The organism is Thermodesulfobacteriota bacterium, assembly GCA_031082315.1.
GTDB lineage: Bacteria > Desulfobacterota > QYQD01 > QYQD01 > QYQD01 > QYQD01.
This window is the reverse complement of sequence record JAVHLC010000008.1, coordinates 126,291-146,907: the sequence shown is the minus strand read 5'-3', so window position 1 is coordinate 146,907 and position 20,617 is coordinate 126,291. Positions and strand designations below refer to the sequence as shown.

Below are 20,617 nucleotides of genomic sequence, written 5' to 3'. Positions count from 1 at the left end.
TCATAGCATTATATGCCATAATAATGACGCATCTGTTCTAAACATACAAGGCGGAATAGTGAATGTCCACCCACAGTTTTTTGATCGAGACCAGCCCTTGTTCCTTCAGCCATTGATTCGTCATCCGGTTTGTGTGGCCAGGGTTCGGGATAGACACCGGCAGCCTTTGCGACTTAATCCCACCGATATGGCAGCGTTGCGCGACGTGCCGAGCTTGAGCAGATTGCGCACCTTTGTGCGACGCCGCCGCCACTTGCTTTCATCTTCAGACGCGAATATAATACATATATATCGCCATAAAATTATATTGCTAATCTCACCATATTTTAATATAGTATTATCATGATCAACCCCAGCTTTGAATGGGACGAGAAAAAAGATAAAGAGAATCAGGCTAAGCATGGTGTCTCTTTTTCGTTAGCCCAACATGCTTTTCTTGATGCTCACCGTATCATAGTCGAAGATATGCATCATAGTACAGAGAAGGAACGCTTTTACTGCATTGGCCGTGTCGGTGGAGGTATAATGACCGTGAGGTTTACGTACCGGGGTAATGTTATCCGCATTTATGGGACTGGATATTGGAGAAAAGGGAGGCAGATATATGAAGAGCAAAATAAAGCACACGAATGAACCGATGGGTGAGTTAAGAGTTGTTAAGGATTTTCTTCCGCCGCCGGACCAGTTGGTCTTGAAAGAGGAAAACGTGAAAGTAACGATTGCCCTGAAAAAATCGAGCATTGATTTTTTTAAAAAAGAAGCAAAGAAACAGCACACCTCGTATCAAAAGATGATCAGACAGGTTATAGATTGGTATGCTTCACACTATAAAAATCAAAAAAGCGCCTAACGATTGAAACTCCCCGTAGCCCGCCAGTGTCGAACCTGGTAGCAAGCAGCGGGGAATGGGAGAGGGGACGGGAACAAGGGGGGACGGTCAGGGAACAACGGTCGTGTAAATATGCTTTTCTTGTTTATTTATGATATAGGCATTAAACATGCCGCGCAAAGCTCGTATAGACGCCCCCGGCGCCCTGCATCATATTATTTGCTGCGGAATTGAGCGCAGCAGAATTTTTCGGGATAATACCGACTGTGAAGACTTTAAGATTCTAGAGATCGACGTTGTTTCCTGAGTTGCATAAATCCATTTCCGCCTTCTATCCAATCAGTTGCTCAATACCAGCGCCCTCGACTCTCGTTCGTACAGAGCTTTCATAGTCGTTTTGAGTAAGTTCCGACTGAAAACAGGAAGAAAATAGAAAACCCGTTCACCCGGAGAACCACTCCGGAGAAACGGGTTGTCTAAATCAAAATGGTGGAGGCGGCGGGAGTCGAACCCGCGTCCGAAGATACTCCATTTAAGCATCTACATACATAGCCTGGGGTTCAATTTCACCCCCTGGTTCCACCCCGGGCAAGGCAACCAGGAGATTAGCCCGCATAAAGTTTCGCTTCCCCTCTCAGCAGGCGATTGAGGGGATGCTATCCCGCTATCCGTCGTCCTTTCTAGTTCCGCAGGATCGAATCAGAAGGACGCTGGCCTATTAAGCGGCCAGTGCGTATTCGCAGTTGTCTGCTTTTGTTTTTTCCTGTTTGTTTAACGAGCCAACAGGACCTCGGTATGCAGCTTAAACTTCCATATCCCCGTCGAAGCCGTTTCGCCCCCCATGGATATGTCAGTTTCGACCTCGATAGCGCTTGGCTATCTCCCTTTCTTCTTCCCTCCTCTTTATACTCTCTCTTTTATCATATAACTTTTTACCCTTGGCCAGGGCCAGCTCTACCTTCACCCAGCCATTTTTAAAATATATCTTGGTCGGTATGAGCGTTAATCCCTTCTCCTGTATCTTACCGATCAGCCTTCTTATCTCCTGCCGGTGGAACAAAACCTTGCGGGTGCGGGTTGGGGCCTGCTCCTCATGGTGCGTATGGGAATACGGACTTATGTGCACATTATACAGCAAGACCTCGTTACCCACTACCTGCGCATAACCATCGGCCAGGGTCGCCTTTCCTTGCCGCAGGGACTTGACCTCACTTCCCGTAAGTACCAAACCTGCTTCATATCTTTCAGTGATAAAATACTCATGCGATGCCTTCTTATTCTGGCAGACTACCTTTACACTCAAGAATACACGTCCTTTTGATTAAATAATAATACATTTCATGTAAAAAGCAATCGGCTTGAACTACTCCTGGGAAATATACATCAGGAAGCCGCATCAAGACGGGCCTTAGCCGCTTTGAGGGCATCAAGGAGGAACATCTTGTTTCCCTGCAATCTCCCCATTTCGATATCCGGCTTCATCTTCCGGCCGTGGAAATCAGAGCCGCTGGTCATAAGGAGGTTGTGTTCCCCGGCTATGGCCTCGAGATGTTTAACCCGCTCCGCGCTGTGGTAGCTGTTATAGACCTCCAGACCCATCAAACCGGCCTCTATAAGGCCTATAATGATGGCATCCGGCGTGTCCATGGGATGAGCCAAAACAGGAACAGCCTTCCACTTCAGTACCTGCCTTATGACGCCGGGTGTGGCCAGGGCTTCAATGGGCACGTAGACCGGTCTCCCGCCCTTCAGCCAATCATGATAGAAACGATAGTAAGGCGACCTGGCGCCATTTCCTTCGGTATATGTCTTGAGCCTGGGATCTTCCTTATTTTCTTTTCGGTCCAAGATGGCCTTGAGATAAGAATATCCGGTTGGAATCTTACCGCCCGAATGCCGGCGCACGTCTTCTTCCGTGAGGACAAAACCCAATTCCTGCAGCCTGGCGATCCTCCCCAGCGCCTGCTTTTCCTTTTCTACCCGTATGGCAGCCAGCCAGTCCTGAACAGATGTGCCTTCATAATCGATAAAATAGGCCAGGAGGTGCAGGTCAAGGTCTGAATAGAAGGTGTTGATCTCTATGGCCGGCACGAACTCTATGCCGGTCTCTTTTCCCAGGCGAACCCCTTCCGGCACACTGCCCACGCTGTTATGGTCGGCAAAGGCAATAGCCTTAAGGCCATGCCTCCCGGCCAGGGCAAATATCTCCTCCGGGGCGTGCTGTCCGTCGGAACTGGCTATGGTATGTATGTGTAAATCAATCATCCGGCAATTATTATTGACATGCCCCTGAAAGTCAATTAGATTTCAAAAAAGGCGTCATTACAGATCGCATCTGGAAGGTGCTCCTACGTAAGTATCCTATTCCCGTAGGAGCAGCATCTTGCTGCGACCTGAGCTACTCGTACAAAGATTCCACTATGCTCCTCGAAGAAATTACCATGCCTGAATTTGTCGAAGGGCTGAAAAAGACCCGCACGGTCGTCATCCCTTATGGCTCGGTAGAAGAGCATGGTTCCCACCTGCCCCTCTCTACAGACACCGTACATATCTACGAAACAGCCAGGGCCGCATCTTCGAAAAGGCCCCTCTTTGTGGCTCCGCCCATCCATTATGGCCTGTGCCGCAGTACAAGCGGACATCCCGGCACAATCACCATAAGGGCCGGAACCCTGCGCAGACTGACTATAGACATCGTTACGTCCCTCTATTCCCAGGGGTTGAGGAATTTCATCCTCATCTCCGGACACGCAGGCGGGACACACCTGGCCGCTATTACCGATGCCGGAGAGGAATTGCTCTCCGCCCTGCCTGAGGCCAAAATAGCAGTTTTGAGCATACTCGACCTGGTTGGAAGGGCCGCCCGGGGTCTTGTAGAAACAGCCGGTGATTCGCACGCCGGAGAGGTAGAAACGTCAGTCATGCTCTACCTGCGCCCGGAATGGGTCAAGGGCACAAGTCCGGAAGAATATCCGGCATTCCCCAATCCCATCCTGGTAAGAAATAAGAGAAAATTCTGGCCGAATGGTGTCTGGGGCAACCCGGCCAGGGCCAATACGGAAAAAGGCAAAAAATTGGTATATGCGGTAGCGGACGAACTCGTCAACCTGGCAGAAAAAATCGAACAGTTCAGGGAGTGATGAATTCGTAAAAAAACCTTTTCACCGCTGAGCGCGCAGAGTCCGTATAGAAAAATTGTAAACTATTCAATATGTTATCTCAGCGTTCTCAGCGACCTCTGCGGTAAAATTTGGCTTTTTACGAAGCCGTCAGGGAGTAAAACATGACAGACAACGCAAGTCATTATCTGAGACATTCAATAAGGTGGTCGGTTGCTCTTGCATTTATCCTGTTAGTTTTCGCCGGGCTTTATACCGCTCATGATTCAGAGGCAAAGCCCATCAAGGCCGCTGATTTTTCCCTGAAAGACCTGGATGGCCGCATGGTAAGCCTCAGCCATTTTAAAGGCAAGGTTGTCCTGGTTAACTTCTGGGCCACGGGGTGTCCTGCCTGTCGGGCCGAGATACCCGGTTTCATTGCTATACACAAAAAATATAAGGGTAAGGGATTTGAAATTATCAGTATCTCGCTTGACGATGCCACCACATCTGCCGGCAAGAAAATCCTGGCCGAATTTATCAAAAGAGCCGGCATTACCTACCCTGTTCTGATAGGCACTAATGCGGTATGTAAGGATTACGGGGGTATCTACTACATCCCCGTGAGTTTTCTTGTTGATTCAAAAGGGAATATAATAAAAAGATACATAGGCGAGCTTAAAATGGATGTCCTCGAAAAGGATATGGCGCCACTCTTAAAGAGATAAGAGGCGAGTCATTATGCCGGGATTTCCTCCCCGGTAAAACCGGTTGCACGCAAAAACAAAAAATCAAGAAAGGAACCGGTAATCGGAGAAAGCGTACGCCCTTTAAGAACTACGACATAAAACTCACGCCATAAGTCTAACCCCTTTACCCTCAGTCCGTGCAGGGAACCCGCGGCAATATCGTCCCTGACCGCCCGCCGGGATAAAATACCAATGCCTATTCCCGCCTTCACGGCCTGGCGCACGGCCTCGGTGCTGCCCATTTCGGCAATGATGTTAAGTTCTTTTGCATCCATGCCCAGTTTCTCAAGGGCCTTGAGACTGGTCATGCGCGTGCCGGAGCCTGGCTCGCGCAGCACGAAGGCCTCTTTCTTGAGTTCATCTGCCTCGACATAACGTCGTCCTGCCCACTTATGGCCGGAGGGGACTACAATCACCATCTCGTCCCTTACCCACTCCCGGTACTGGAGCCTCTTTTCCTCTATTTTAGCCCCTACCACCCCTATCTCGATCTTTCCCGCCAGAAGGCTTTCTATAACGCCCGTAGTATCAGCTATATTCAGGGTAATATAGATGTCGCTATGTTCTTTTTTAAAAGAACCTATCAGCTCAGGAAGGATATATGCCCCCGGGATGGTACTGGCGCCGATGGTCATCTCTCCCTTGACCCTGCCCAGAAAAAGCTCTAACTCTCGCCGGGCCTCGGACCGCAGGCTCAACATCTGTCTGGCATATTTATAAAGCAATTCTCCGGCCCTGGTAGGCACAACTTCCTTGCCCAGGCGATCAAAGAGACGCGTATCCAAAAACTGCTCCAGGGCCTGAATATGCCCGCTCACCGTCGGCTGGGTAAGATAGACTGATTCCGCAGCCTTTGAAAAGCTCTTTAATTCCAGGACGCGGCAGAAAACTTCTAATTGGTGAAGATCAAACATGGCTTTTTCACCCTGGCGTAGATATTAGGCGTGATCGTAACCATAGCGGTAAAGTGAACACCTTGCAATAACTTTTTAATATGCGACCGGAGCAGACGCCGGCGCTGAATTTTGTCTTTACAAGGCGCCAAAATCTTGTTAAAGATGGCTGCTGTAATAGCCTGCGCCTGTAGCTCAGTTGGATAGAGCAACGGACTTCTAATCCGTAGGTCAGGGGTTCGAATCCCTTCAGGCGCGCCAGATCTTCAATGGTGGGCGTGGCTCAGGTGGTTAGAGCACTGGGTTGTGGCCCCAGAGGTCGAGGGTTCGAGTCCCTCCGCTCACCCCAGTAAAATCAAAGGGTTATCTGCCTATGGTGGATAACCCTTTTTTATTTATTTAACAAAACAAAATCTAAAGTCATTCCCTGAACATGCCGAAAAGCCCTGAAGGAGGTAATATCTTTGGGAAAAGAGCAGAGGACAACCCCGCGCTTCGACTTTGGCCTCAAGGTCGTTATCCTTAAAGGCGGAGAGGCCCATTTTACGAAAGACATCAGCCTGAGAGGCTGCTTTTTACCTGCCTGCCAGGTATTTGGTTTAAATGATAAGGTAGATCTGGCTATAGATGTGCCGGGGTTCGGCTATGTCTTTGTGACCGGGGAGGCCCGGCATCTTGCCAATGGTGGGACAGGCATCATGTTCCTTAGTTTTAAAGACCTTAAGGCCAAGGAGGCCTTGGAAGAATTTCTCAACGTAGTCTCCCTTTGTGAAGAGTCAAGCGAAGACAACGGCCTTCGATGGCTCGATGCATAGCCTGCCTTTAGTGCACTAATCTCCCGGTCGTTTGTGTCGATAAGAAATCTGAAGTCCGTATGCATCATGCAAAAGCATTCAGCACTCAGTTCTCAGCTTTCAGGAAGTAGAATGGCGACTCAAGCTGACCGCTGATGGCTGATCGCTATTTCGCAGCAAACGGACTTCCTGCGAAGCCATCATACTTTAAAAAAGCCCGAGAGAAGATACTGACGGAGATCGCCTATGCAGCAGAATATTGAGCAAGAGCAGCTTTCCACACGTAATATTCGTGCACGATTTGATGAGGCCTTGGGACGGCATATAGAACGGCTGATCGGGACCAGGTATGGAATCGGCTCGCTGCCTCTGAATGTAGCGACCATACCATGCCTTATCCTCGCCGTAGAACGTGAAACCGATATCGAAAGCGCTTCATCTTTTCCACCCGAACGTTTTACAGAGGAAACATTCCTGAATGAATTGGCGGAATTCGGCCTCAACCCGGACGAAAACCTGAAGGCGTCCCTCCGGGATTTAATTCAAAAAGGATATATTGATGCCTCCCTAGATAGTAGTCTTTCCGCCACGAAACCGGCCATCAGTATGGTCCGCTTAGTCGACCGCATCTTCCCCAAAATGCCCGGGGTCAATCTTGTCGCCTACCTTGTTCAGATCATGGATGAGGTCTTGTCCGGACGTAAAGAACTGGAAACCGCGATCAGCCAGTTTGACCAGACATTACAGATGCAGGGGGTTCCTTTATCAAAACAAAAGACCCCGGCAAAACCGGAACAAACGACGGCAAAAATTTTCCGTTACAGACAGGAACAGACAAGGTCACACGTGGACACTGCATCTCCAGTGCTCCGGGCCCAAGATATCAGCCAAATCAGGGTCCAAAGTTTCTTCGCTAAAAAAGAAGTTCCTGCCGAAGATATTATAGGCCAACCCGGTGACACCAAAGTTCAAAGGCTAAAGGAATCTGAAAAGACAACTGAGCCGGAAAGAAAAAGAATCGCTGCTGAAGACGCACGTTCTATTGAAGAATCTTCTGTGCCGGTACAGGCAGCGCCGGAGCCATCTCCAAAATATGAGACTCCCGTGCAGGATTTGCCGGAAAAAGCGGCGCCGGTCGTAGATGAACCGGACCGTACGGCAGTAACGGAGGAGGAAAAAACCGAGACGGAATCTCGTGAGATTCAAGAGTTATCATCAGTGGATGAAACAGAAAGTGAAACCGAACCTGTTTCGGAACAGGATGAGGCCGCCGTCGCGGATGATATCATTGAAAAGCATATCGCAGCCTTCTCCGAGGACCTGGCCTCCGCGTGTCCGGTATGTAGAATCGGCAAGATCGAGACGAAACAGACTGCCAAGGGTAAATCTTTCTACACCTGTTCCAACAGTGACTGTAATCTTATAAGCTGGGGCAAACCTCATCACATCGTATGCCCACAGTGTAAAAATCCGTTTCTAATTGAAACCGACGACTCAGCGGGAAAAATAACCTTAAAATGTCCCAGGGCAACCTGCCGTTACCGGCAAAACCTGGCCGGTGAAACAGAAAACGCAGTTCCCGCCCGGCATGACGCTGCAAATCCATCTCCCCTGTCCCCCACGCCTCGCCGGAAAGTGGTAAGAAGACGCGTTCTTGTCCGCAAAAAACGATAGCGGCAGGCGCAGGCAGCAGGAGGTTCTTGTGGCCACTGTAATATCCCTTAAGGGGATCGACGAGGCAATATCCGACCTCAACTATAGAGACCATAAAACATTAAAATACAGGCTTATCCATGCCATCAGGGAATTTTATGAAAGCGAAGGCGCCGTCACCACCCTGCAGGGCATTGATACGGACAGACTCGTCAAAGCGCTCTGGGACACCGGAGACGATCCTTCTACAATTAAAACCAAGCGAAAAAACCTGAGCAGTATCAAATCCTCTGCCAATACGGATTTTAAAAGGCTTTACGAGGATGGAAAAAATCCTGAGGGTATAATCATCGGACGCAGCAATGTCTTTGTTATGTCCGATGAGGCCAAAGACCGGATGCTCACCTCGTTTACCGGCAGTGCGAAAAAGGACGGAGGCGTTACGCTGGAACAGATAAACGAGGTCTTAAATATTGTCCGCGAAGTGTTGTCGGATCCAGAGGCCCTGGCTAATACGGGAAATTCGGACAGAACAGGCAAGTTAAGCCAATTAAAAAACATAATCCAGGGGTTGTCGCAACAAATTGGTTTAAAAGTAGCACATGGCGATTTGACCGATGGGCCTGCCGCACCATCCGAAGTCAGAGCGTATGAAACGCACATGGCACATGGCGACACAAAGGACAATGATAATAATTCCCCCTCACCCCCCTTTACTAAAGGAGGGGATACGTTAAGCCTCCCTTTGGAAAAGGGGTATACAGGGGGATTTTCAGGTGAAAAGAGTGATACGCTTCCCCGGATTTTCGAAGACGCTGCAAAAGCAGGTGCCGGACAGACGGGAGGCGAAGTAAAGACCTCTGCCGTGGCCGGGTCCGGCGTTGCAGGCCATGATGGGGCCAGCACAGGCGGGGAAATGGGCATAAATACAGGCATAATACCCGCTGACGAACAGGAGCGCACCGTTACTACAACGACATCGGCGACTGAAACAACGGGGCATGCGGAGACTCTGGAAAAAATCGCTGCGAATGAGGTTGACGTAGTCGATACAGTCGAGCTTGTCGAAGAGATAATACCGGAAGAACCGGAATCTGAAAAACTCGAAGATTTCGCAGAGACGGAGATCGTAGATGATATTGAATCGAACGAGACCGCTGATGAAGTCGAAGAGATTGAGGTCGTAGAGGACCTCATAGAGAAAGCACCGGAAGAAGGCGAAGAAGTCCCCGAAGCAGCGGAAGCCGCCGATCTCATCGAAGACCTGGAACCCGACGAAATAGGGCCTGGAGAAACAGAAGAACTCGAAGATGCTAACGAAGTCGTTGCAGAAGAAGTGGAAGAAGCCATCCAGGAAATCGTGGAAGCGGAGGAAGAGGCAGCACCGCAAGAGGACACAGAAATAGTCGATGAGGCCGACCTCCTGCCGGATGTCGAACCGGAAGATGCAGCGCCGGAAGAGATGGAGGAAGTCGAAGAGGTCGCCGTGGATGCAGTTGAAGAAATCCTCGAAGAAGTTATAGACCAGGAAGAGAGTAAGGCTGAAATTACCGAAGAACTGGAATCACCTGAGATGGCTAAAGACCCGGAAGAGGCTGAAGTCACAGAGGATCTTAAGGAGGTCAAACTAGTTGAAGACACGGCACCGGAAGAAGCAAGTCCCGGGGAGAGCGAAGACGCACAGGATATTGAAGAAATTACCGTAGATGAGGTTGAGGAAGGGTTTGAGGAGTTGGAAGTCTCAGGGAACGATGCAGAGCCAAGCCTGTCCGCCGGCGGTTCAGAGGCGGGATATTCGGACGGCTTTTTTGGGGAGGAGGATAAGATACCAAAGGCCAGGCTCCTGGCCGAGGAATTTAATCGATTGCTCGGCGACAGGGAAAGATTTTACAATCAGTATATTCTGATTCCGGCGGGAGACTATATCGTTGGCAATAAGTCTCCCGGCAAAGATGAACGTCCTGAACAAAAAGTGCATTTAGAGGCCTTTTATATGGGCAGGTTCCCGGTTATAAACGCGCTCTTCGAAGTTTTTGTGGAAAAGACCGGATACAAAACCATAGCTGAAAGGCTTGGATACGGAAAGGTCTATTACGGACGTTTTAAGAAAACGGTAGATGAAAAAACCGGTTCAGTCAGACTTATCTGCCAGTCCGGCCTTAGCTGCAAGACAGTATATGGGGCCTGCTGGCATCAACCCTCAGGGCCCGGAAGTACGATACACAATAAAAGAAATCACCCTGTGGTTCAGGTCAGCCGGGAAGATGCCCTGGCCTTTGCCGCCTGGACCGGCAAAAGACTGCCGACTGAAGATGAATGGGAGGCCGCGACACGGACGGCTGACGGTTATGTGCTTCCCTGGGGGAACGACTGGCAAAGAGATGCCTGCAATATTGAGGATAGATCCATAGCGGACACCACACCTGTGGACAGGTACATGGATTCTGGAAATAATTTCGGGATAATTGACGCCATAGGAAATGTACTGGAGTGGATAATGGAACCTTGTGAACCGCCTTCCCATGCCAAACACAACGTTAAATACTATGTAGCCAAGGGCGGCAGTTGGATTTCCGGCAATGACATACGCCTGTTCAATCGTTTTAGATTGGAGGCTGAAATGCACTCCAACATACTCGGGTTTAGATGCGTGGCATATTGAGAAACGACGCGATACAGATGTTATCAGAAGAGTCCTTGCAATTTATGTGGAGACGTAATAATAAAGACTGACACCAAATTGGCCGAAGAGTGTATTAAAAAATGTCAGGGATTGTTAAAATGAAGACGCAACTGAGAAAATCACCCAAGAAGTGGCTGGTCACCGGTGTGGCCGGATTCATCGGATCGGGCCTCCTGGAGGAACTGCTTAAGCTGGGGCAGACCGTCATCGGGCTGGACAACTTCTCCACCGGCTATCTCCATAATCTGGAAGATATAAAAGAGAAAGTGGACGCAAAGGCCTGGAGCCGGTTCACCTTCATCGGAGGGGATATACGAAATCCCGACGACTGCCGCAGGGCCTGCGTCGATGTTGACTATGCGCTCCACCAGGCCGCCCTCGGCAGCGTGCCCCGCTCTATTGATGACCCTGTCACCACCAACCAGTCAAATATCGACGGCTTTGTGAACATGCTGGTAGCGGCCCGCGACGCCAAAATTAAGCGTTTTGTCTATGCGGCCTCTTCCTCCACTTACGGAGATCACCCGGGGCTTCCAAAGAAAGAGGATGTGATCGGGCGGCCCTTATCCCCTTATGCCGTCACCAAATATGTAAACGAACTTTATGCCGACGTCTTTGCCCGCACATACGGGATGGAGTGCATCGGGCTGAGATACTTCAACGTCTTTGGCCGGCGGCAGGATCCCAAGGGGGCTTATGCGGCCGTAATCCCCTGCTGGATCGGCGCCTTGCTGGATGGAAAGGCCCCGACGATCCACGGCGACGGTGAGACCAGCCGGGACTTCTGCTATATCGACAACGTCATCCAGGCCAATCTGCTGTCCGCCTTGGCGGAAAGACCTGCGGCCTTAAACCAGATTTATAATGTCGCCTTTGGCGAGAAGACAACATTAAACGGGCTTTTTACAATGATACGCGGCTCTCTGGCCCGGCATTACCCTGCTATTGCAAAGATTGAGGCCGAATACGGGCCGTTTCGGCCTGGAGACGTGAGGCATTCCCAGGCGGACATTGAAAAGGCCCGGGTCCTCCTGGGCTACAAGCCAACGCATGATGTGAAACAAGGAATGGAAGAGACCGTGGCGTGGTATGTCGATAAACTGACAAAGAAAACAAAAAAACGAGGTAAATGAGGTCATGACCCTATTAGATCGCATCAAAAAACGGCAGGCCCAAGTCGGAATCATCGGCCTTGGCTATGTGGGCCTTCCCCTGGTACTGGAATTTGTAAGGGCCGGGTTTCCGGTCACCGGATTTGACATAGACACAAAAAAAATTAAGGCCCTCGAAGCGGGACTATCTTATATCAAGCACATTCCTGCCGGCAAGGTCAAGGAGGCCCTATCCACAGGCCGTTTTAGCAGCACCACCAGTTTTTCCGGACTGAAAAAGATGGATTGTATTCTCATCTGTGTGCCCACACCGCTAAACAGGAATCGGGAACCGGATCTCTCTTATGTCTTCTCTACCACGCGAAGCATCCGGGACAATCTGCGTAAGGGACAGCTCATCGTCCTGGAGTCCACGACCTATCCCGGTACCACCGACGAGGATATGCGAGCCATTTTGGAAGAAACCGGCCTCAAGGCTGGAAAGGACTTCTCACTGGCCTTTTCTCCGGAGCGGGAAGACCCCAACAACAAGAATTTTTCTACCGGCACCATCCCCAAGGTGGTGGGAGGCTACACCCCAAAATGCCTCAAGGCGGCCTGCGCCCTCTATGATACTATTGTGGTCAAGACCGTGCCTGTCTCCTCCACCCGTGCGGCAGAGGCCACCAAGCTCATGGAGAATATCTTCCGCTCCGTAAATATCGCTATGGTCAATGAGATGAAGATGGTCTTTGACCGGATGGGAATTGACGTCTGGGAGGTAATCGCCGCCTCATCCACAAAACCCTTCGGCTACATGCCTTTTTATCCCGGCCCGGGTCTGGGCGGCCACTGCATACCTATTGATCCGTTCTATCTCACCTGGAAGGCGCGCGAATACGGCATGGCCACGAGGTTTATCGAGCTGGCCGGAGAGATCAACACGTCGATGCCGGCCTATGTAATAAACAAACTTGTTGACGCCTTGAATAGCCGGGGCAAGAGCCTGAAGGGATCAAAAGTACTGGTCCTCGGCCTTGCCTACAAAAAAGACATCGACGACGTCCGGGAATCTCCTTCCCTGGAGCTTATCGAGCTATTAAGGGAAAAAGGGGCCAAAGTGGATTATAACGACCCCCATGTCCCCAGGACACACAAAATGAGACGCTATGACCTTAAGATGGCCTCAGTGCCCCTCACCGAAAAAAACCTGAAAAAATACGACTGCGTCCTCATCGCCACCAACCACTCTGCCTATGACCCGGATTTTATCCGGAGGCACGCCCGGCTCATAGTTGACACACGAAACCTGGTCAAAATCAACGAAAAGACGAGAAATGTAGTGAAGGCGTAAGGAAGCTGTCAGCGTTCAGCAGTCAGTATTCAGCTTTTTGAGTTGCGGGTTTCGGGTCATGAGTTGCCGGTTTTTTCAACCCGTAATCTTCGCGGTCTTTGCGCCGTTGCGTGAGAAATTGACTTTTTACAAGACCATCACTCTTGATATTTTTATTTTCTCTGTGTGCTCTGTGGTTGAGTTTTTGACAATACTGTGCGGGCTATATGCGGGGATTATATGGTGCCGGAGGTCGGAATCGAACCGACATGACCGCGAGGGTCGGGGGATTTTGAGTCCCCTGCGTCTACCTGTTTCACCACTCCGGCACGTTTCCGGTCTATCTATAATTGGTGACCGGCATTATGTCAAGAGAGAAAAACCAACCTCGACGGCAGCCGATTAAGAATTAAAGATATGTCTGTGGCATGCCGATATATTAACTGATGTGGCCCAGGCATACGATAAAAAAATGTGCTGTCTGCCTTGTAACATTTTTCTTCATTACCCTGGGCGCAAGCCCGCTGGGGGCCGGTACATATCTGGATTCAGCGCACGGCAATGCCACTTATGGCGTTAAGCGAAGCGCTACGGGATTTCCTACCGACTATGCAATCGGTAATTGTGCCCACTGCCACGAGCAGCACGCCAGTATCGACGGAGCTGAACCAGCCCCGGCCAATAGCGATCCCCTGACGCAAAAATACCTCCTATTTGACAAAAATCATACCAGCCAGACCGCAAATTTTTGTTTTGATTGCCATCAGGCTACCGGATACCAGTCAGGGGGGATCTCCGTCAATAAAAGCTACAGCTATAATTTTGGCGGTAACACCACGGGCGGCTCTTATGACAGCGATATACTGACGGCCTTCGGTCACACCAGTACAACAGGCTCTTCCCATCACCTGCCCGATATTGTATCGCAGGCATTGGGCAAGACCATGTACGATGCGAATGGCGTGGCCTGGTCGCTCCCGGCAGACATTAACCCCTGCGATGCCTGCCACAATCCCCACATAGCGCAACGGAACAAAAATGCCTCCTATGATGCCGCCAAATCAGCCATATCCAGGCCGAGCGACCATGATAATAAATGGGGGGATGACACGACGGAGCGGATGAATGCGACCTACGCAGACTACCAGGCCCCCCACTGGTATGGCTCAACCACGGCCTATGAGCCGGCCAACGACGCCACCACCAACGGCTCCAATCTACCCAATTACGTCCGGCTGTGCACCGACTGCCATAATGATTATAATACGATAAACAGTACCAACCCCCGTCTCCCCGGTACACCCAGGGCCATACGGAAATTAAGCTGGAAGACCACCAGCGCGGTGGTCACGGTGGATGCGCATGGCGCCTATGGAGGATCAATGTCCTATCCCAGGGCCCCTTATACTGTAGGAACTGACCGGACCCTATGCTGCACCGACTGCCACGAACCGCACGGCTCGCCCACCGGCATCTATCTGGTCCGGTCGTCCATAAACGGGGTCTCTATCTCTGTAACTGACACATCCGATGCCTCATGGCAGAATTTTTGTTTTGACGCCTGCCATACCCGAGCCGACCACAGTTCAGGCAAACCCGGCTGCTCCAGTTGTCACTATCACGGGGGCGGTCGAGGCGGTTTTTAGTGTAGTGTTCATCTGGAAGTTTTACGGATGGAAACTATTCTATCAGGTTGGTAAATACTTCCTCCACAGTGGTAATTCCTTCTTTGGCCTTGAGAAGCGCCGTCTCGGCCATGGTGCGCATGCCGTTTGCCCTGGACAGGGCGCGTATCTCCTCTGCTGATACCTTCTCCACAATAGCCCTTTTGATAGGCTCATTTATGCGCATAAATTCATAAATAATGGTCCGCCCCTTATAACCGTCTGTACAGTCCTTACAGCCTTTCCCTTTATAAAAAGTATGCCCCTGGTATTTTTCGGGCGCGAGACCGGCGGCGGCCAGAGATTCCACGGCCTTTGTATCTACCTGCCGGCACTCGGGTGACTTACAGATCGTTCTCGCCAACCTCTGGCTGATTACGCCCAGCACGGTCGAAGAAATAAGATAGGGCTCAATGCCCATGTCCATCAAGCGGCTCAGGGTCTCCGGGGCGTTATTGGTATGCAGGGTGCTGATGAGGAGATGACCGGTCAAGGCCGCCTGAATGGCAATGCGCGCCGTCTCTGCATCCCGGATCTCGCCCACCATAATCACATCCGGGTCATGTCTTAAAATCTGCCGCAAGGCCTTGGCAAAGGTGAGGTTAATATGGGGCTTGACCTGGATCTGATTCACGTTGGGCAGTTCATATTCCACAGGATCTTCAATGGTGATGATATTTTTACCCTTAAAACCCGGCTCCTGGAGCAGGCTATAAACAGTAGTAGATTTCCCGCTGCCGGTCGGGCCGGTTATAAGGAGCATGCCATAGGGGCGACTTATAAGTGAACGGACCAGGCCAAGATCATCAGGGAAAAAACCCAGGTCTTCTAGCCCTATAACCGATGCGCTTTTTTCCAGGATACGGATGACTATACTCTCTCCCCAGATGGTGGGTATGGAAGATATACGGAGATCGATCAGTTTTTCTCCCACACGCAAGCGGGCCCGGCCATCCTGAGGAAGTCTTCTCTCGGCAATGTTCATATTGCCCATGATCTTGATGCGGGAGATAAGTATGGGATGGATGTATTCGTCTATGGCCTTTTCCTGACGAAGGATGCCGTCGATGCGGTAGCTGATGACAGTCGATCGCCGTTCCGGATTGATATGGATATCACTGGCTCTCTTGGCCACAGCCATCCTTATTATCCCGTTGACCAGCTTGACAATGGAGGCCTCTTCCACCTGTTGAATGAGGTCGGCCATCTTGTCGTCCGTCTCTCCCTTTTCCGCGGCCACTACCTCGGAAAGACGCTGTATCTCATCATCCAGGGCAGGCGACCCAAAGTACTGCTTTATGGCCTCCTCGATGCTGTTGGGTGTAGAAAGCACCTCCTTGATGTTAAGACCGGTTGTTGACTGGATATAGTCCTTGGCGGCGAAATTTATGGGATCGGCGATAGCTATGGTTAACGTGTCCATGGTCTTCGTTATGGGGATAAACTGTAATTTTCTGGCTACCTCCTCCTTAACCGTAGTTACAGCCACGGGATCAACAGGATAGGTCGAAACGTCAATATAGGGTAACCGGTACTTAAGGGCCAGGGCCAGGGCCAGGGATTCCGGCGTAGCCAGATTCATCTCCAATAGAATCTGACCCAGTTTTTTGTTCCGGTTTTCCTTTTGAGCCGACAAGGCCCTCTCCAGGTCTTCCCGGGTCAGGACGCCGGCCTCGACGAGTATCTCGCCGATTTTTTGTCCAACTACCGTCTTTTGTACCTTGAGAGCCCGTTCCACCTCCTCCGCAGAGGTCACACCTTCCTGGACGAGAACCCCGCCAAGTTTTCTCTCCCGATCTTCTTTTTGTTTTTCCAGCGCTTTTTCCAGTTCCTCCTGGCGCAGCATCCCCTCCTTCACCATGGTCTCGCCCAGCTTAGGGGCTACACGCACATTCTTTACCGCGGTTTTAGGGACAAAGATCCGCAGGTTGTTGTCACGCCGATTAAGCGGCGAAATAAAAAATCCCCTCAGGCCGGTTTTCAGCGCCTCCGCATATCCCTGAATGACTTCACCGTCCACAAATTCTACCTGCACATGGCGCCCCACCGACGAAACAGGCGAGGCCTGGAGCTGAACCGATTCATCTGCGGGCCGGGCCAGGCCCTCAAATTCCCTCACGAAAAATACGGCCTTAAGTTCCTCCCATTTAATGTCATAAGAGGTCGACCGGTCTATGGACTCGACCTTTATAACCGGGTTCTGTTGATTAAAGGACAGACTCCGGCCCTTGATCATGCGGCCGTCTAAAAATCGAACCACGACCTTGTTGCTGGTTATAACCGCGCTACCCGCCTCAGGATTCGCAACCATTTTACTCCCTCACATCTACTCTTCGGAAACGCAGGCAGTTATCTTGAAGCCGGGGTAATAGAAATAGATATATCAGCTTAGCTGTTTGAAAGAGTATCCTTAAATCCCTCCCCACCTCCCTTTTCCAAAGGGGGAAGTGTTCCACCTCCCTTTGGAAAAGGGAGATTAAGGGGGATCTTTAAGGAATCTCGCCGATAGCCGATACGGAGATGAAGGGAAACAGATAAAGCAGTTATATTTGCTTTTCATTTTTCGTTATTATAATATAAATTTTTAACTCTGTGTGCTCCGTGCCCTCTGTGGTAAGAGTTTAAAGGAGAGTTCTTGTCCGGCGTCAAACAACCCCATTTCAAGTCCAGCCTGGCCCGCCGGCTTTCGCTTTACATCGTGGGTTCTGCCGTATTTATCGCTCTCGTCGTCGGCTCCTCACTCATTTACCTCCAGACGCAAACTCTTTATGATAATCAATGCCAATCTATGGCCGCCATTAACCAGCGAATAGCCGAGGTAGTCCGGGAAGTGATCAGAGACAGTCAGTCCCTTCTCTACATGGCAGTTCAGGATGACTGCTTCCAGGAGATGAATATACCGCGCATAAAAAACTATTTTACCCGTGCCATGCAACGTTTCCCGGACTTTATCTGCTTTCGTCTCCTGAATAAAAACGGCCACGAAATCCTGCTCGCCGGGACCTGCCCTCATTCCTACCCGTTGGGAGAAGGCCCATTTAAGAAACAGGTCATTACTGCCCTGCAAAACGGGGACGCCGAATCCTATATCGGTCCGGTCTTTGTTAAACAAGGCCGGCCCATGACTGATATAGTAGCCACCATCCATAATGATAAGGGGCTGGTAGGGATGATTTATACCACCCTGGACATAACCAAATATTCAACCCTTCTGTCCACAGTAAAGATAGGCGGCGGAGAAGGCTATGCCTATATAGTGGATAAAAAGGGCTATGTTATAGCCCACTCAGATTTCAGGCATGTATTAAAAAGAGAAAAATGGTCTGAAGTCGCTTCCGTGAAACATATAATGTCCGGTATAGACCATGCTCACAACTTCAAATCAGACCGATACCGAGCCTGGGACGGCAGGAAAGTAATAGGTGTGCATACCCGAATCCAACCTATGGGCTGGGGAGTAATAGTCGAACAGCCTCTGGCCAGCATCTATGCCCCCATAAAGAGAACAGTCGTCAAGACCATATTATGGCTGCTGGCGGCTATCGGCATACTGATAGCCCTCACTCTTTATCTCTCCCGCCGCATAACCAGGCCTATCCTTACGCTCAAGGAGGGCACACAGGAATTCGCCAACGGCAACTGGGAGGTGTTTTTCGACTTTAAGACCGGGGACGAGATCCAGTCCCTGGGTGAGGCCTTTAACTCCATGGCCGCAACCCTGAAAAATCTCTACGGCAAACTGCACCAGGAGATAAAACGGGTCTCTCTCTCCAGAGAGGCCCTCCTTGAATCAGAGGAAAAATACCGCGGCATCTTTGAAAATGCGGCCGAAGGCATCTGCCGCAGCACCCTGGATGGAACGTTTATTGTGGCCAATCCGGCCCTGGTAGCTATGCTGGATTACGAATCCGTGGAGGAACTGTTGGCGCTCAATATCCCAAAAGATATTTACGCATCAGCATCCGACAGAGATCGTTATCTACAAAACTTGATTAAGGATGGTTCTGTAAAAAACTTTGAAACAACTTTTAAGAAAAAAGACGGGACTATAATATGGGTCAGCCTGAACGCCCACGCCCTGAGAAACGAAACCGGCCAAATAATCGGTGCGGAGGCTATCGTAAGCGATATAACCACACGCAAAAAGGCCGAAGAGGCGCGCTATGAACTGGAAGAGTTTAATACGCGGATGGTGCATGCCATTCCTTCTTTTATATGCGTCATTGAACCGGATTTCAGGCTCTCCTTCGTCAGTGACCACGCCGGGCAATTCTTCAACCAGCCGGTAGAGGAAATGATGGGTAAATGGGGACTCTGCCATTTTGGATGCGTTTACCGGAAAGGCCGGGAATGTGGCGGCAGGCCGGACTGCTCCCACTGCCGGGCACACCCGGCATGTCGCAATTGCCCGCTCCGGCTGGCTTTAATGGCCCTCTTCACCCGCGGAGAAGAGACCGTACGTAAGGAAATGTCCCTAAAAATGGAGATAAATGGCGAAGAGACAGAAAAGACTATCCTTTTTACCGTCTTATCCCTGCAGCGGGGAGAAAAAGAGACGGCCCTCCTTATTATGGACGACATAACCCGGTATAAGAAATTGGAAACCCAGTTCTTTCAGGCCCAGAAGATGGAATCCATCGGGCTTCTGGCCGGCGGCGTCGCCCATGACTTTAATAACCTGCTTACCGGCATAACCGGATATGCATCCCTCCTCCTGAATAAACTGGATAAAGACAGACCTGAATATACTTACGTTGCAAACATTGATCAGGCCGGAGGGAGGGCGGCTGAACTTATCCAGCAGCTCCTGACCTTTGGCCGCAAGGTGCCCACCAACCCGAAACCTTTTCAATTAAACTCGTTGATAGAGGAGACCCGAAACCTGCTGTTACGCACCATACCTAAAAGTATAGCTATCGAGGGTTATCTTGATCCCGGCCTTTCCATCACAGAGGCCGACCCGGTGCAGATCCAGCAGGTGGTCATGAACATCTGTATCAATGCCCGTGACGCCATGCCCAACGGCGGCAGGCTGATTATTGAAACCACCAACACCGGCCTGGATGAGACCTATTGCAATAATCACCACGGTGTTCTCCCCGGACGCTATATCTGCATAGCGATCTCGGACACCGGCATCGGGATGTCCAGGGAGATTACAGAGCGTATCTTTGAGCCGTTCTTTACTACCAAAGGACTGGGCAAGGGGACGGGCCTGGGGCTGTCGGTGGCTTACGCCATCGTCAAAAATCACCGGGGATTCATAAACGTCTATAGTGAAGTCGGCCGTGGCACCATGTTTAAGATATATCTGCCGGCCGGTGGAGAGACGAGGCAGGAAATGGAAGAAAAAATTAAAAACCTGCCTACAGGGGATGAAACCATCCTTATTATTGATGACGAACCTCTGGTGCTCAGCGTGGCCCAAAACATCCTGGAAGACTTTGGCTACAAGGTGATACCCTTATCAGACCCGCGGGAGGCCCTGGGCATGTATCAGAAACAACAGCAGGATATTGATCTGGTCATCCTCGACCTGATTATGCCCCAGATAGGCGGGATGGAATGCCTGGATAAGTTATTGGGGATCAACCCCGGGGTCAAGGTAATGTTGACCAGCGGCTACAGTGCAAACGGCCACGGGAAAGAGGCTATGCGCCCTGAACTTAAGGGCTTTATCAGAAAACCGTTTCAGGTGGCAGAGTTTCTCACTGCGGTGCGAAAAGCCCTCGATGCCTAAGAAGGCAATTTCTCACGCAAAAGCGCAAAGACCGCAAAGAAAAAATGAAAATCTGGAAATCAAGAAATCAGGAATGCATTTTTCTTCATG

15 protein-coding genes, 3 tRNA genes and 1 other RNA gene are annotated in these 20,617 nt (G+C 50.5%); 13 read left to right on the top strand and 6 right to left on the bottom strand.

Annotated features, from left to right (window positions below; all coding sequences use genetic code 11):
* The first annotated feature begins 342 nt into the window (after positions 1–342).
* Together RDU59_08925 and RDU59_08920 are read left to right on the top strand one after the other, a co-directional pair.
* On the top strand, positions 343–633 hold the full coding sequence (locus RDU59_08925) for a BrnT family toxin (GenBank protein ID MDQ7838596.1): 291 nt from the start codon (positions 343–345) through the stop codon (positions 631–633).
* A complete protein-coding gene (locus RDU59_08920) occupies positions 605–850 on the top strand; it encodes a CopG family transcriptional regulator (GenBank protein MDQ7838595.1) in 246 nt (81 codons plus the stop codon). Before RDU59_08925 ends, RDU59_08920 begins: the two co-directional genes overlap by 29 nt.
* 466 nt (positions 851–1,316) lie before the next feature.
* Here RDU59_08920 and ssrA read toward each other — a convergent pair.
* From ssrA to RDU59_08905, 3 genes are all read right to left on the bottom strand, one after another.
* Positions 1,317–1,669: a transfer-messenger RNA gene (ssrA, locus tag RDU59_08915) on the bottom strand.
* Between the two features lie 10 nt (positions 1,670–1,679).
* Positions 1,680–2,132, bottom strand: coding sequence for an SsrA-binding protein SmpB (smpB, locus tag RDU59_08910; GenBank protein MDQ7838594.1), 453 nt, complete (start codon positions 2,130–2,132; stop codon positions 1,680–1,682).
* Positions 2,133–2,212: 80 nt separating this feature from the next.
* Positions 2,213–3,094 carry a PHP domain-containing protein gene (locus tag RDU59_08905; protein MDQ7838593.1) on the bottom strand — a complete coding sequence of 294 codons (882 nt, stop codon included), beginning with the start codon at positions 3,092–3,094 and terminating at the stop codon, positions 2,213–2,215.
* A gap of 155 nt (positions 3,095–3,249) precedes the next feature.
* Here RDU59_08905 and RDU59_08900 point away from each other — a divergent pair, with 155 nt between their 5' ends.
* Positions 3,250–3,969, top strand: coding sequence for a creatininase family protein (locus RDU59_08900; GenBank protein MDQ7838592.1), 720 nt, complete (start codon positions 3,250–3,252; stop codon positions 3,967–3,969).
* Between the two features lie 143 nt (positions 3,970–4,112).
* Positions 4,113–4,655 (top strand): TlpA disulfide reductase family protein, encoded by a 543-nt coding sequence (locus RDU59_08895; GenBank protein ID MDQ7838591.1) that lies wholly within the window; start codon positions 4,113–4,115, stop codon positions 4,653–4,655.
* 11 nt (positions 4,656–4,666) lie between these two features.
* Here the strand turns inward: RDU59_08895 and RDU59_08890 are convergent, their stop codons facing one another.
* Positions 4,667–5,590, bottom strand: a complete 924-nt coding sequence (locus RDU59_08890; protein MDQ7838590.1) for a selenium metabolism-associated LysR family transcriptional regulator — start codon at positions 5,588–5,590, stop codon at positions 4,667–4,669.
* A gap of 163 nt (positions 5,591–5,753) precedes the next feature.
* On the opposite strand from RDU59_08890, the gene RDU59_08885 reads away from it, so the two are divergent.
* The 7 genes from RDU59_08885 to RDU59_08855 all read left to right on the top strand — a co-directional run bounded on the left by RDU59_08885 (position 5,754) and on the right by RDU59_08855 (position 13,144).
* Positions 5,754–5,830 (top strand) — tRNA-Arg (locus RDU59_08885).
* Between the two features lie 11 nt (positions 5,831–5,841).
* Positions 5,842–5,918, top strand: a tRNA-His gene (locus RDU59_08880).
* A gap of 115 nt (positions 5,919–6,033) precedes the next feature.
* A complete protein-coding gene (locus RDU59_08875; protein ID MDQ7838589.1) occupies positions 6,034–6,384 on the top strand; it encodes a PilZ domain-containing protein in 351 nt (116 codons plus the stop codon).
* A 225-nt stretch (positions 6,385–6,609) separates the two neighbouring features.
* Complete coding sequence (locus RDU59_08870) at positions 6,610–8,037, top strand: hypothetical protein (protein ID MDQ7838588.1); 1,428 nt, start codon at positions 6,610–6,612, stop codon at positions 8,035–8,037.
* On the top strand, positions 8,018–10,678 hold the full coding sequence (locus RDU59_08865) for an SUMF1/EgtB/PvdO family nonheme iron enzyme (GenBank protein MDQ7838587.1): 2,661 nt from the start codon (positions 8,018–8,020) through the stop codon (positions 10,676–10,678). The genes RDU59_08870 and RDU59_08865 overlap by 20 nt, the downstream gene beginning before the upstream one ends.
* Positions 10,679–10,797: 119 nt before the next feature.
* A complete protein-coding gene (locus RDU59_08860) occupies positions 10,798–11,832 on the top strand; it encodes an NAD-dependent epimerase/dehydratase family protein (protein MDQ7838586.1) in 1,035 nt (344 codons plus the stop codon).
* 4 nt (positions 11,833–11,836) lie between these two features.
* Positions 11,837–13,144: a nucleotide sugar dehydrogenase gene (locus RDU59_08855; GenBank protein ID MDQ7838585.1), complete on the top strand. Its 1,308-nt coding sequence runs from the start codon at positions 11,837–11,839 to the stop codon at positions 13,142–13,144.
* Between the two features lie 220 nt (positions 13,145–13,364).
* Here the strand turns inward: RDU59_08855 and RDU59_08850 are convergent.
* Positions 13,365–13,452 (bottom strand) — tRNA-Leu (locus RDU59_08850).
* Between the two features lie 117 nt (positions 13,453–13,569).
* Between RDU59_08850 and RDU59_08845 the strand changes: the two genes are divergently transcribed.
* Positions 13,570–14,769, top strand: coding sequence for a hypothetical protein (locus tag RDU59_08845; protein MDQ7838584.1), 1,200 nt, complete (start codon positions 13,570–13,572; stop codon positions 14,767–14,769).
* A 34-nt stretch (positions 14,770–14,803) separates the two neighbouring features.
* Here RDU59_08845 and RDU59_08840 read toward each other — a convergent pair whose 3' ends face one another.
* Positions 14,804–17,098, bottom strand: coding sequence for an ATPase, T2SS/T4P/T4SS family (locus RDU59_08840; GenBank protein MDQ7838583.1), 2,295 nt, complete (start codon positions 17,096–17,098; stop codon positions 14,804–14,806).
* Between the two features lie 324 nt (positions 17,099–17,422).
* On the opposite strand from RDU59_08840, the gene RDU59_08835 reads away from it, so the two are divergent.
* On the top strand, positions 17,423–20,527 hold the full coding sequence (locus RDU59_08835; protein ID MDQ7838582.1) for a response regulator: 3,105 nt from the start codon (positions 17,423–17,425) through the stop codon (positions 20,525–20,527).
* Positions 20,528–20,617 lie beyond the last annotated feature (90 nt).

Coding starts and splice junctions, on each gene's coding strand:
- RDU59_08920 (MDQ7838595.1), top strand. CDS start 605: ATGAAGAGCAAAATAAAGCACACGAATGAACCGATGGGTGAGTTAAGA.
- RDU59_08925 (MDQ7838596.1), top strand. CDS start 343: ATGATCAACCCCAGCTTTGAATGGGACGAGAAAAAAGATAAAGAGAAT.
- RDU59_08860 (MDQ7838586.1), top strand. CDS start 10,798: ATGAAGACGCAACTGAGAAAATCACCCAAGAAGTGGCTGGTCACCGGT.
- RDU59_08840 (MDQ7838583.1), bottom strand. CDS start 17,098: ATGGTTGCGAATCCTGAGGCGGGTAGCGCGGTTATAACCAGCAACAAG.
- RDU59_08855 (MDQ7838585.1), top strand. CDS start 11,837: ATGACCCTATTAGATCGCATCAAAAAACGGCAGGCCCAAGTCGGAATC.
- RDU59_08895 (MDQ7838591.1), top strand. CDS start 4,113: ATGACAGACAACGCAAGTCATTATCTGAGACATTCAATAAGGTGGTCG.
- RDU59_08900 (MDQ7838592.1), top strand. CDS start 3,250: ATGCTCCTCGAAGAAATTACCATGCCTGAATTTGTCGAAGGGCTGAAA.
- RDU59_08870 (MDQ7838588.1), top strand. CDS start 6,610: ATGCAGCAGAATATTGAGCAAGAGCAGCTTTCCACACGTAATATTCGT.
- RDU59_08905 (MDQ7838593.1), bottom strand. CDS start 3,094: ATGATTGATTTACACATACATACCATAGCCAGTTCCGACGGACAGCAC.
- RDU59_08890 (MDQ7838590.1), bottom strand. CDS start 5,590: ATGTTTGATCTTCACCAATTAGAAGTTTTCTGCCGCGTCCTGGAATTA.
- RDU59_08845 (MDQ7838584.1), top strand. CDS start 13,570: ATGTGGCCCAGGCATACGATAAAAAAATGTGCTGTCTGCCTTGTAACA.